General features: G+C 44.8%; 11 protein-coding genes. 2 read left to right on the top strand and 9 right to left on the bottom strand.

Annotation, left to right across the window (positions count from 1 at the left end):
* Nucleotides 1-249: 249 nt before the first annotated feature.
* The 4 genes from WMO25_RS01065 to gatC are packed head-to-tail and all read right to left on the bottom strand — an operon-like array spanning nucleotide 250 to nucleotide 4,162.
* On the bottom strand, nucleotides 250-918 hold the full coding sequence (locus tag WMO25_RS01065) for a YesL family protein (protein ID WP_349083465.1): 669 nt from the start codon (nucleotides 916-918) through the stop codon (nucleotides 250-252).
* 26 nt (nucleotides 919-944) lie between these two features.
* Complete coding sequence (gene gatB / locus WMO25_RS01070) at nucleotides 945-2,378, bottom strand: Asp-tRNA(Asn)/Glu-tRNA(Gln) amidotransferase subunit GatB (RefSeq protein WP_349083468.1); 1,434 nt, start codon at nucleotides 2,376-2,378, stop codon at nucleotides 945-947.
* Between the two features lie 2 nt (nucleotides 2,379-2,380).
* Nucleotides 2,381-3,853, bottom strand: a complete 1,473-nt coding sequence (gene gatA, locus WMO25_RS01075; protein WP_349083471.1) for an Asp-tRNA(Asn)/Glu-tRNA(Gln) amidotransferase subunit GatA — start codon at nucleotides 3,851-3,853, stop codon at nucleotides 2,381-2,383.
* 15 nt (nucleotides 3,854-3,868) lie between these two features.
* On the bottom strand, nucleotides 3,869-4,162 hold the full coding sequence (gatC, locus tag WMO25_RS01080; protein WP_349083473.1) for an Asp-tRNA(Asn)/Glu-tRNA(Gln) amidotransferase subunit GatC: 294 nt from the start codon (nucleotides 4,160-4,162) through the stop codon (nucleotides 3,869-3,871).
* A 528-nt stretch (nucleotides 4,163-4,690) separates the two neighbouring features.
* On the opposite strand from gatC, the gene WMO25_RS01085 reads away from it, so the two are divergent.
* Complete coding sequence (locus tag WMO25_RS01085; protein WP_349083476.1) at nucleotides 4,691-4,939, top strand: hypothetical protein; 249 nt, start codon at nucleotides 4,691-4,693, stop codon at nucleotides 4,937-4,939.
* Nucleotides 4,915-5,532 carry a C40 family peptidase gene (locus WMO25_RS01090; protein WP_349083478.1) on the top strand — a complete coding sequence of 206 codons (618 nt, stop codon included), beginning with the start codon at nucleotides 4,915-4,917 and terminating at the stop codon, nucleotides 5,530-5,532. Before WMO25_RS01085 ends, WMO25_RS01090 begins: the two co-directional genes overlap by 25 nt.
* On the opposite strand, the gene WMO25_RS01095 is transcribed toward WMO25_RS01090, so the two are convergent.
* From WMO25_RS01095 to ectB, 5 genes are all read right to left on the bottom strand, one after another.
* Nucleotides 5,478-6,032 carry a response regulator gene (locus WMO25_RS01095; RefSeq protein WP_349083481.1) on the bottom strand — a complete coding sequence of 185 codons (555 nt, stop codon included), beginning with the start codon at nucleotides 6,030-6,032 and terminating at the stop codon, nucleotides 5,478-5,480. The two genes, WMO25_RS01090 and WMO25_RS01095, sit on opposite strands and share 55 nt — an antisense overlap.
* Nucleotides 6,026-7,006, bottom strand: coding sequence for a GGDEF domain-containing protein (locus WMO25_RS01100; protein ID WP_349083483.1), 981 nt, complete (start codon nucleotides 7,004-7,006; stop codon nucleotides 6,026-6,028). The genes WMO25_RS01095 and WMO25_RS01100 overlap by 7 nt, the downstream gene beginning before the upstream one ends.
* Nucleotides 7,007-7,248: 242 nt before the next feature.
* Entirely contained in the window at nucleotides 7,249-10,497 is a 3,249-nt protein-coding gene (locus WMO25_RS01105) for an AAA family ATPase (RefSeq protein WP_349083486.1), read from the bottom strand.
* The gene (locus tag WMO25_RS01110; protein WP_349083488.1) at nucleotides 10,498-11,655 is read right to left on the bottom strand and encodes an exonuclease SbcCD subunit D; all 1,158 of its coding nucleotides are present in this window, start codon (nucleotides 11,653-11,655) and stop codon (nucleotides 10,498-10,500) included.
* A gap of 301 nt (nucleotides 11,656-11,956) precedes the next feature.
* Entirely contained in the window at nucleotides 11,957-13,195 is a 1,239-nt protein-coding gene (ectB, locus tag WMO25_RS01115) for a diaminobutyrate--2-oxoglutarate transaminase (protein WP_349083491.1), read from the bottom strand.
* Nucleotides 13,196-13,305 lie beyond the last annotated feature (110 nt).

Raw genomic sequence — 13,305 nt, forward strand, 5'->3', positions numbered from 1 at the left:
AGTAATCTCAAGAGTTTCCGTCATTATTCGACGTATTTTCTCTGTTCGCCCCTATTTTAACGCATATAGATTGTTTAATCAATAGGATTTTAACAATTAAGTTTAAAAAAAATGCCATATTTTCCCACGAAAATCGGCATTTTTTCTTTTTATAAGTTTTATTAATAAAACAATAATTCATGTACTTATGAAGCCGCTCTTATTTGATACTCCTGTTTGCACCAATAAAAGAACCTTCGGCAGAGATTTTTATTCTTTTCGGTTATAGTACTCATACTGTTCCGGATGGTTGCGCAATGCTTCTTTCTCCCGATCCTCTTTGCTCATATACTGAACAAAAATACTCTCCAGGATCAGACTATCCACCAGGGCTGCCACAGCAGGGATAAAGACAATCCCAAGCCCAAACAGGTAACAGCCCAGCACTGCCGCCGCCAGAACAACAACCAGCAGCAGTGTTTTCGGCAAGTGCCGGATGGCCATCAGCACACTGTTTGTCAAAATATGTCGTACATCCTGGGTAAAACGTGCAATATAGGCCAATGCATACACCATCACCGCCGATACCATGCAGATACCAACAATGAAAACAAACTGCAGTGTCTGTGAAACAGCTGTTCCGAAAGCGCCCATCACCCGGATATCCACAAGCAGAATCCCCATCATCACCAGATAAATCAGCCATACTACCGTGGACTGCTTGAGATTGGATTTAAAACTCTGCCAGAACTCCCTGAATATATAACTGCGTCCATGACGGATCACCTTCGTCACCGTATAATACAGTGCCGTCGATGATGCGCCGATGGTAATAATCGGTATTGAAAACAATATCCATAAGACACTGACATAGATAATGTTGATAATATATGCCATTCCTTCAAACAACGGTCCATCCGTTGAAAAAAAATTCCCCATTAATACATTCTACCTCTTTATCAATTTTACTGATTCAAAATTTCTGCCAGTATCTTATTCACCGTTCCAGGGTCAGCTTTGCCTTTCATAGCTTTCATGGTCTGACCCACAAGGAAACCAATAGCTTTCTTCTTGCCTGCATGATAGTCTGCCACAGACTGCGGATTAGCTGCAACAATTCCTTCAATAACGCCTTTTAAGGCACCGTCATCAGCTTCAATCTTCAGACCGTTTGACTCAACATAAGCTTCAGGATCCACATTCTCTGCAAAAACCTTTTCAAAAACATCTCTGGCTGTCGGTCGATTGATAGTGCCTGCATCAATCAGTTCGATCAATTTTGCAAGATGATCCGGTGAGAATTTCAGATCTGCCGCATCCATTTCATGTACTTTAAGCAAACGCATGGTATCCACAATCAACCAGTTTGAAACTTCCTTCGGCTTTTTACAGATAGCAGCAGCCGCTTCGAAAATATCGGCCATTTTCCTGGATTCCGTCAAAATGGCTGCGTCGTGTTCTGTCAGGCCATATTCTTCTACATAACGAGCCAGCTTGGCATCACGCATTTCCGGCTGAGCCGCTTTCACCCTTTCAAGCCAGGCATCACTGATGGATACAGGTGGAAGATCCGGATCCGGGAAGTATCTGTAATCCTGTGCATCCTCTTTGGAACGCATGGCATAGCTGGCACATTTATTGTCATCCCATCTTCTTGTCTCCTGCGTGACGGATTTGCCGTCCTCCAGAAGCTCGATCTGACGGTTCATCTCCCCTTCAATGGCCCGGGCAATAGCCTTGAAAGAGTTCATATTCTTCATCTCTGTTCGTGTGCCCAGTTTGTCACTGCCTGCCTCACGGACGGACAGGTTGATATCTGCACGCAGGGAACCTTCCTGCATCTTGCAATCAGAAACCCCCAGATACTGCAAAATCATCCTCAGCTTTTCCAGGTAAGCAATCACCTCGTCCGCACTGCGCATATCCGGTTCACTGACAATTTCGATCAGTGGCACACCGCATCGGTTATAATCAACAATGGTGCAGTCTTCCCACTCATCATGAATCAGTTTTCCTGCATCCTCTTCCATGTGGATCTCATGAATGCCGATGCTCTTCTTCACACCATCCACTTCAATGTCCACATGACCATTTCGGCAGATCGGCAGATAAAGCTGTGAAATCTGGTAAGCCTTCGGAAGATCCGGATAAAAATAATTCTTTCTGTCGAACTTGCAGTACTGTGTAATATCACAATTTAAAGCCACACCGGCTGAGAGCGCATACGCTACAACCTGTTTATTCAAAACAGGCAAAGTACCTGGCATACCTGCGCAGACAGGGCAGACATGGGTATTCGGTTCGCCGCCGAATTCTGTCGTACAACCGCAGAAAATCTTTGTTTTTGTGGCCAGTTCACAGTGAACTTCAAGACCAATGACTGTTTCATATTCTCTCATGTCTAGTTCTCTCCCTTCACACATGCCGGCCGTTCATAGCTTCTTGTCTGTTCCAGTGAATATGCCGCACGAATCAATGTTTTTTCTGAAAATGCCTGTCCGATCATCTGCACACCGATCGGCAGTCCGCTGCTGTCGATACCGCATGGCAGACTGATACCCGGAAGCCCTGCCAGATTGACCGAAACAGTATAAATATCACCCAGATACATCTTCAGCGGATCAGACAGATTCTCACCCATCTTCAAAGCGGTTGTCGGTGCTGTCGGTCCAAGGATGATATCATATTTTGCAAATGCATCGTCAAAACCTTTCTTGATCAGTGCTTTGACCTGAAGCGCTTTTATATAGTAAGCATCGTAATAACCGGAACTCAATACAAAGGCACCGATCATCATTCGACGCTTGACTTCCATACCAAAGCCCTCATCACGGGTTTTCTTGTAAACATCCTGAAGATCCTCAAAGTCCGGTGTCCGGTAACCGTATTTCACACCATCAAACCTGGAAAGGTTGGAGCTGGCTTCTGCCGAAGCGATGACATAATAAGCCGGGATCGCATAATCCACCATATCCATATCAAACATTTCCACAATGGCGCCTTTTGCTTCCAGTGTCTTTGCTGCCGCCAAAACAGCTTCTTTCACTTCCGGATCCAGACCTTCACCCAGATACCCCTTCGGAATACCGATACGGAGTCCTTTCACATCATCCACAAGGGCTTCCGTAAAATGATAATCATCCATCTTCACACTGGTACTGTCTTTGGCATCATAACCTGCAATGGCTTCAAAAACTGCCGCACAATCGGAAACATTTCTTGCGATCGGTCCAATCTGGTCCAATGAGGATGCATAGGCAATCAGACCATATCGTGAAACACTGCCGTAAGTCGGTTTCAGACCTGTGACACCGCAGAAAGAACTTGGCTGACGAATAGAACCACCGGTATCAGATCCCAGTGCATACCATGCTTCCTCAGCCGCTACAGCTGCAGCCGCACCGCCTGAAGAACCACCCGGTACACGTTCCGTATTCCACGGATTCTTTGTCGGGCCAAAATAAGAGGTCTCTGTTGTACTTCCCATGGCAAACTCATCCATATTAACCTTACCAATAATAACAGCCCCTGCCGCTTCCAGTTTCTCAATCACTGTCGCATCATAAGGCGGCTTAAAATTATTCAAAATCTTCGAACTGCATGTAGTCAGGACACCTTTTGTGCAGATATTATCCTTGATTGCCACAGGTACACCGGCCAACGGTGAGTCCTTCAGTTCACCGGCATCGATCTGTTTCTGTACTTCCGCCGCACGCTTTAAGGCTTCTTCTTCCATCACTGTCACATAGCAGTTATACACGCTATCCCGTTCTTTTATCTTCTCAAGCTGGGCTTTAACAGCTTCTTCCACCGTCACTTCGCCCGCTTTAATCTTTTTTCCCAATTCAAGGGCTGTTAATGCTGTGATCTCCATCTGTTTCTCTCCTCGCTATTCAACCGTTCTCGGCACTTTGAAACCGCCGTCTTTCTCTTCAGGGGCATTGGCCAGAATATTGTCTCTGTCCGATCCGTTTGTCACAAGGTCCTCCCTGAAAACATTATGATAGGCAAATACATGAGACATCGGCTCGATACCTGTTGTATCAAGTTGATTCATTGTATCCACATAGCCGATAATATTGCCAAGATCCTTCTTTGCACGCTCTTTCTCTTCATCTGTCAGATCAAGCTTTGCCAGTGCGGCTACATATTCTATTGTTTCATCTGTGATTGCCATCTTCATTCCTCCAGTCTCATCTAAACAGTACAGCAGATATCATTTTTTATATAAAAGGATCTTGCTCGCAAGATTCCCCGCATCTTACATTCTATCTGCTTTTATTTATCACATACATTCTTTCCCGTATTCACCGATTTCTTTATCACATTAAATCAGTAAATATTTTACACGAATAATGAGGCAAAGTCCATGCTCGCATGGCACCTTGCCAAATATCGCGATACCGGATGAAACTCGCAAAGCGTGTTTCATCCGGTTCCCTAATATACGGTATAGTATAACAAATAATGAAAAAATAGAGAAGAGCATGTCAGAAATTTTTTCTAAAAACGTAATAATCAATAAAAGCGATACAATTTTGATGCAGGGGAATGGTATTTTTTTATTAGGTTCATTGGATATGGCATGCGAAACTCATCGGTCTACGAATATTTTTGAGGATTGTGAAAGTGCAAAGCACGTAGCAATCTGGTATCAAAGGGGTCAAAATACCTTTTGACCCCAACATCATGTAATAGGGGGATAATAATTATGAGCAGAAATATTAAAGGGTTATATACTGAACTGGCTTTTGAGGCTGGAGCTGCTCTGGTTGATGAATCAATCGTCAGAGAACAGCTCCGGCAAAAGCGTTTAAAAAGGCAAAGAGCCAGGAAGAAGGCCCGACGCAGGGCTTTAAGGCGTCGAATTATTCTGTTGTTTCTTGTTATTACCAGATTCGGGACAGTATTTCCTTATCCGGCGGTGACTATGAATTGTCTGAGGGCTATGAGGGATTAAAAACAGCCAAAGTGATCCAGACACTGGGGCTAGGCAATGCTGTTGGTATGAACGGTGCCCTTTATACATCTGAAATTGCCGACGCAGTTGCTGATTTTCAAGCTCAGCATGGTCTGAATGCCACCGGCACAGTCGATCTGACTACATGGCTGGCCATGGGACTTTCTGAGGACGACTGGTACACCCTCGGTGCCTATGTTTCACCGCTTCGTATAGACAATACCAGCAGTCGGACTGCCTGTATTGAGGCCATGATCAGCAGGGCCTATGACTATCTCGGGGATAATTATATCATCGGCGCATCCGGTGCACCGGGGCTTGGCATCGACTGTAGCGGTCTCATTATGCAGGCCCTTTATGCCGCCGGTATCGATATGAGTCCGATCAATCCTGTACGGCATGCCTCACCGGGTTATGAATATGAATCCGCAAATATCTGGGCCTCCTCTAAATTCAAACATGTGGATTACAAAGAACGCAAGCGCGGCGACATCATTATCTACTGCAATGAAAAAGGTACCGTCATTCATTCTGCCATCTACCTTGGCGATGATAATGTGATCCTATACTGGTCTGACCATGCCAGATCATAATGATCTGTTTTCTGAACAAGACGCTCCAGAAGCAGACCTGTTAATATGTTAATGTGCTCAACATGGAGCCCGCTCTCACCATTACGGAACTCAACAATCTGGCTCAATATCCGGATCATGATCTGATTGTTCTTCTCTTTCTCATCAATCTGGTCTGTTACAAGAGTGATCAGACGACGCTGCTTCGCATACAATTTGATTGTATTGACGACACGTCGGAAAACAACCTGGGCATCAAAAGGTCTGCGGATATAATCAGAAACGCCCATATCGTATGCTTGCTTAATGTTGGACGCCGTATCATCACTGGATATCATAACAACAGGAATATCTTCAATCCAGTGATTACGGTTCATCTGGACCAGGACTTCAAAGCCATCCATCACCGGCATATTGATATCCAGCAGAACAAGTGAAATACCCATACCGTACTGTTCCAGTGCATCCAGACATTCCCGTCCGTTGGAAGCCTCCAGGATTCTGAAATCATCCTTCAGCATTTCTGACAGCAGCGCCGATTCAGTTCCGAATCATCCACGATCAGAATCAACTGTCTGATTTTCTCACGGTCATGCAGCATTCCTTTCTTGATATCATCCGCCACCAGGTTATCCTCCGTAACGACCATATTCTTGCGATTCTTGGCCTGATACATCAACTGGTCCGCTCTTCCAATGGCATCCTCGATCACACTGCCGTTGTACAAAACACCGCCGATGCTGGCTGACAATCTCAGACCGCCATGCCCCGGCACATCTGCTCTGCGGACCTCCTCCAGGATCTGAAGCAGCTTGTTCTTGAAATCCTGTTCTTTGATGCCCGGCATAATCAGCAGAAATTCATCACCGCCATAACGAATCAGCATATCTGTCTTTCGGGTACAGTTTTTGATAATATTGACAAAAGTAATCAGCACAACATCACCGGTATCATGGCCAAATGAATCATTATACAACTTGAAGTCATCCAAATCGATCATGGCCACTCCGGCTGATACCGTCGACATACGGATCTTCTCTTCAAAATACCTTCTGTTATAAGCCCCTGTCAAAGCATCCTTGTACAGTTGTTCATGGTAACCGCCGAAATGTCTCAGCAGTTTCTCACGCTGCTTCTCATCAATCATATAGTTATCATCCATCCGTTTGACAAGTTCCAGAACATATGGTTCTCCTTCGACTTCCATATAGCGTGCGGTCACTTCGTACAACTGAGATCCGATATATTCCAGTTTCGTACGAACGTCCTTATCCCTCAGAGCCTGCAGCACAATACAGCTGTCGTTGTCACACGGATGCTCTTTCTCCCAGAAATCAAACTTCTGCTCCGATTCTGTAAGGGAATAGGAACCCAGTCCCTTTCCGATCAGTTCTAATGCATGCATATTCAGCAGACGTACACCGTCAAATACCGTCTTAAAAAGCTCCATTTCCTTTAATGCCTGTTCTTTTGTCTCCTTTATCCCTGCATCCATTTGTTATCTCCCTGTATTACATCCACATCAACAAGTGCGGCAATCGGCTTTTGTACATTCCGTCTCTATACATGAAAATGCACCACAGCCTTCATCTGTGATGCACAAACTTACTATAGCTAATCCAGTTTTAACATACTCCTGCTGTCAATTCAAGTTATGCCCCGTATAAATATAGGTATCAATTAATCACATACATTCACAGGATTGCCGTCCAAATAAGCATAACACTGCCCCTGCTGTCAGCTGATCTGCCATCTGGCTGAACTCCCCTCTTCATCTTTGCTGACAATCAGTTGGTCTTCTATTTCCTGTTTCAGCTCAGACACATGTGAAATAATACCTATCAGCTTCGATCCTCCTGCCATCTGCTGCAATACCCGAACTGCCTGATCTCTTGATTGGCTGTCCAATGAGCCGAATCCTTCGTCAATAAACATCATATCCAGATGAATGGCCGATGAACTCTGCTGGATCTGATCTGCCATGCCAAGCGCCAGCGACAATGCCGCCATAAACGACTCTCCGCCGGAAAGAGTGCGAACCTCCCTCTCCTTGCCGGTGACGTTGGAATAAACCATCAAATCCAGTCCCCTGTTTCTTCCTTCACCCGCCTTCGTGATATCACACATCCGCAATTCAAACTGCCCGGCAGACATTTCACCGAAACGCCTATTGGCGGCATACAGAATTCTCTCAAGGTAATATCGCTGCACATACGTCTCGATATCCATTCTGGCTCCCGTCACTTTGCCTGCTAACAAATTGTACAAATCATCCAGTCTTCTGTGTTCTTCCATGATTTTGCTTCGTTCAGCCATCTTCGGCATCAACGCTTCACAAACCCGATGATTGGTTTTATACATTTCTGCATAGCGCTCATAAAGAGCCTGTTCTTTTTTCCATGCCGCTTCTGCTACATTTTGTTCAGAACAAAGCTGTTCCATATCCGGCTTCACACGGCCGTCAATGGCTTTCTCTGCTACTGCCTTCTGCTTACCTGCTGCACTCAACTTTCTCTGATATTGTCTGATTTTTTCTTCAAACTGCTGTCTGTCTGCCTTATCATAACTTTCTGTCACACACTTCCATTGAGGCTCCGTCAGCTGTTTTTCCTCCATCAGCTGTGTATAGACTGCTTTTCGTTTATCACTCTTATCCTGCAAATTCGGAATATCGCGTCGATGCTGTGCAATTTCTAGCTCTGTCTTTTCTTTATCTGATCGTACTTTTTTATCAACTTTATCACAGCTATGATATTGCTTTTCTGCGTTCTTCTTCCTTTGCTCGGCCTGCTCCATGAACTGATTGGCTTCTTCTTCAGATTTATAATATGTAGAAATAAATGTACTCTTTAACTCAGCCTGAGATGCCGCCAGCTCGGCTTTGGTATCAGCTAACATTTTATCTGCTTTATTTTTTTGTGCAGTCAATTCTTCTTTGTCCTTGGCAGCTTTCGTCAGCCATTTTTTGAGCTGCTGCAGCTGCTTTTTGTCTTTCTGCAGCTGTTTCTCTTCATCTTTCAGCGCTTTCTTCCAAGTCTCAATCAGACCTTGAATCTCTTCACTGTCCAACTCACCCATCTCATCACGGCTATATGCAATTACTTTCTGCCGAAGTTTTTCCCAAATTTGTATGCAATTTTTTTCCTTTGCATCCAGCATTGCTTTTGCCTCTCCGGCTTTTTTCGCTGCCGCCGCCTGTCCTTCTTGAAGTTCACGTACACTCTCAGACAATATATTCAATTCTTCCTTGGTCAATGCCGATTTTTCTGCCTGATGAGGATGCGGATGTATGGTCGAACCGCAAACCGGGCAAGGTTCTCCCCGCTGCAGTTTCTCTGCCAGGAAACCAGCCTGCGCATCAAGGAAATCATTATAGGCCTGTATGTAAGCCGTATTCTCCTTATTAAATCTGTCTTTAGCATCAGCATAGACCTTGTCTGCTTCTTCAGCACACCTCTGTTGGCTGAAGCAATCCTTTTCTTCATCCTTCCAGCTCTCAAAATCCGCCCCGATACCTGCAATATCCCGCTGCTTTCCTTGTAAAATAATCATGCGGCTATCCGTATCGGACAGCAGTTCAGCCTGAGTCTGCCACTGTTTCTCATTACTTTCAAGATCTGACAGACTTTCCTCTGCTATTCTGGCCTGCTTTCCTGCTTCATCGACTTTTGTTTGAGCCGTCAACACCTTCCGTTTAGCTTCAGCCATTTTGGAAAAAGCTTCTAAATCATTTTCGACATGGGTTTTCACTTCCGAGAAATCCATCAATGCCTGTTCCTGTACTTTCTTTGCCTGCTGCAGTTGAACTGCCGCCTGTTCACAGGCCATTTTCTGTTCCGGCAGTGCCTGCTCATTGGCAGCGAGTGCCTGTCGGGCTGTTTCAAGCTGTCCACTGACCTCCTGATATTGCTTCCAAAGCGTCAAAATATCATAGGCATCCTCAATCTGCCGCATGCATTGCTGCCATTCCTGCATCAAAGGCTTTATTGCTTCACATTCACCCAGTTCCTTTTCAGCTTCCTCAAGCTCCTTGTAACGTTCCAGCAACTGCCCTGCTTTTGTGACAGCATCTCTTTTCAACAGATAGACTTTATACAATTGGCTTGTCTCTGACTCTGACTGCTGCATCTTATCCTTCGTCCATTCAATGACTGATACCAAGGTCTGAAGTAAAGCCTCCATATCCGGCAATGAAAGCCTTTCTGATTTAAGGATTCTTTCTTTTAACTCCTGCAGTTTATTCGCATCTCTACACTCGTCCGATATTTGATCCGCTGCACCATTCTGTTCCTGATCCGTCTCTGCACCGTCCGCTGTAACCAGTTTCGGCACAAGAATATGTCCCACTTCTGTCTGACAGGCTGTCTTGATCTGTGCGATCTTCCTGTCCTTGTCCTTACGGCGCTTTGCCAGCTCATCCACAATATTCTGGTAAAGTTCTGTATTAAAAAGTTTTCTGAAAATCACTTTCTTGTCATCGGATTTTGCGCGCAAAAGGGCCATAAACTCCCCCTGAGCAATCATTGCCACCTGCATAAACTGGTTCTTCGTCAATCCGACGATTTCTTCCAGCTTCTTGTCTGTTTCCTTTGACGGATATTCGGTTCCGTCTGACATAATCAGCGACGCACTGCCGCTCTCTTCCTTCAGACCGGTTCCTCTTTTCAGAGGGCGGACATGCTTCGGTACACGTCGAACCGTATAGTGCACATCTTCACTGCCTTCCTTTTCTGAAAAAACCAATTCCACAAAAGGCTCCACAGATGCCGCTGCAAACTGACTCTGTAATTCGGCACCGTTCTTCCTATTCACAACAGAACTGGCTTCTCCGTAAAGTGCAAAAACAATAGCGTCAAAAATTGTCGTCTTCCCGGAACCTGTATCGCCCGTTATCAGAAATAAATTCTGATCCGGTTTTGTAAAATCAATCACCGTCTTCTTCCCATATGACCCAAAGGCCTGCATTGTCAGCTGAATCGGCTTCATCTATTTCACCCCCTGCACGGTATGTATCACATCCCGAAGAATCGTTTTCTCTTCATCATCCAAATCCTTCAAAAAGGAACAACATAATTCAAAAGGATCCTGTTCCTTCTCCGCCATCAGCTGCTCACTGTAATCGGCTTTTCGAAGTACTTCCCGTCGGATTTCCAGCAAATACGGAAACGCCATTCGGATTCTGTCCTGCATATCCATAATATCTAAATCGACTCTATCCGTCAGGATCACCGTCACGAAATCCTCGCAGGCCTGTGCAAGTACTTCTTCAAGACTGCCTTTGATGATCCGCACTTCACGCAGCGGTTTCAGCGGCAGCACTGTTATCTTTACTGACGTCTTGGGATCTTTTTCACCTATTTCCACCATAATGACACCCTTTTGCTGTCCGGCTTCACTGACTGAGCAGGCCAAAGGCGTTCCGCAGTAACGATACAATTCGCTGCCCACTTTCATTGGTTTATGAATATGTCCCAGCGCTGCATAATCAAAGGCTTCCAGCACATCTGACGCAACAGCATCGATGTTGCCCACAGTACGAATCTCCGAATCCATTCTCTCAACTGACTCTGCATTCTCTCCCACAGGCAAATAAAACTGGTGACTGACTAACACATTTCTCTCTGCCGTATTAACTTCTTCCCTTGCGATCAATTTATGCAAAGTCGCATCATAGGACAGATTATTGCCATTCTCATCCACTCCCACAATCTGCTTCACCATGGACGGTTTGACAAAAGGCAAAAGATAGAAATTCACCGGCCCAAATTCATCCTGAAGCGTCACCTTCTCAATATATTCTTCTTCCCTTCTCGGCGGCAGTCCAATCATATGTACTTTCTGTTCATCCAGAATCTCTCGGAAGCAATTCAAGCGCAGACCGCTGTCGTGATTGCCGCTGATGAGCATCATCTCAGTCTCCGGCACAGCCCTTTTCAGTTCCGTTATAAAGCTGTCAAACACTTCCACTGCCTCTGCCGCCGGAACTGCCTTGTCGTAGATATCCCCGGCAATCACGACGGCATCCGGCTGTTCTTCTCTGGCTAAATCTATCACCTGCCGCAAAATATCCATCTGTTCTTCCCGCAAATCTCTGTTCATCAGTTTTAATCCGATATGCAAATCCGATAAATGAAAAAACTTCATTTCCTGTAAACCTCCAAAAACCACTGTCTGAACCCATCAATTGTCAGCCTGTTATCTTATTCTTAATAAGATCATTGTACGACCATTTGTTCGATTTGTCTATAGTCAATCTTCCACTCCAACATCATACACCGCATTCCTAATGTCAAAAACAGGCAGTGGTAATATGTTCTATTGTATGTAATAAAATACGCAAACTGTTTTATGCATTTTTCGCAGAAGCAAAAAGCCCACAGAAAAAAAGGCGACTGTGCTTTTCTCTTCTGTGAGCTTTCCTTATTGACTTTGTATAATGAATTGATTAATTCAACACTTCTGCGATGGATTTCTTCACAATCTGAAGGCCTTCCATCAGTGTGTCATCCTCAATTGTCAGCGGAGGCATAATCTTGACAACGCCGTCATGACGGCCTGCAACTTCCAGAATCAGATGATTGTCAAAAGCCTTGTGAATGACCTCGATGGCTTTCTCCGACGCAATGCCATTGAAATCAACACCCCAGATCATACCGATGCCTCTATGTACCAGTCTTGCATCCATTGGCAGGATCTCTTTCTGAATAAACTGCTCAATGATCTGACCCTTACGTCTGACTTCTTCATCCAGCTTGTGTTCTGTAAAGTATCGGATACCGGCTGTACCGCCGATGAAAGACAGCTGATTGCCTCTGAATGTACCATTATGTTCTGCCGGTCTGAAAATATCCAGTTCCGGTTTGATCAGAAGCAGTGACATCGGCATGCCAAAACCTGAAATAGACTTTGACATAACAACCATATCCGGAACAATGCCTGCTCTCTCAAAGGAGAAGAAATAACCTGCTCTGCCGTTGCCCACCTGAATATCATCCACAATCATCAGAATGTCGTTTTCATCACAGATCTGACGAATGCCGCGCAGCCACTCTACGCTGGCAGGGTTAATGCCGCCCTCAGCCTGAACGGTTTCAAGAATAATTGCCGCAGGCTTGTCTACACCTGAATGGTCATCCTCCAGAACCCAACGCAAATAAGCCAGTGAATCAAATGTGCCGTCGTATGGAACAAATGTGACATTGTTCAGAGGAACACTGCCGCCTTCACGGCTTGTCTTATCTGTCGTCAAGGCAAGACTGCCGAGACTCATGCCATGAAAAGCACCTGCAAAAGCAATCACATTGGTCCGTTTCTTGTTCTTTCTGGCCAATTTCAGCGCTGCCTCAACTGCATTGGTACCTGTCGGTCCACAGCACATAACTTTATAATCCAGCTTTCTCGGACTGAGGATCAATCTCTCGAATTCAGTCAAAAATTCCTCTTTTGCACTGGTATACATATCCAATGCATTGATAATATTGTCATCTGCCAGATAATCCAAAACGGCTTTCTTAATCTCAGGATTGTTGTGACCATAATTCATAGAACCGGCTACAGCCAGGAAATCAACATATCGCTCACCGTCTTCAGAAAACATTTCAGCATTCAAAGCTTTCTTAAAAACGACAGGGTACTTTCTGCAATAGGATCTGACAACAGATTCTCTCTTTTCAAAAATATTCATATTTTATCACACATCATGCCTCATCGTTCAGGCATCCTATTCCTTTCTGTATATTCATTGTGTATTGCATCATCATTCAGATTCAGCCTTCAAAATGCTCTAAACAATTA

Origin of the sequence: Coprococcus intestinihominis, from assembly GCF_040096555.1 — a bacterium.
Lineage (GTDB): Bacteria > Bacillota > Clostridia > Lachnospirales > Lachnospiraceae > Coprococcus_A > Coprococcus_A intestinihominis.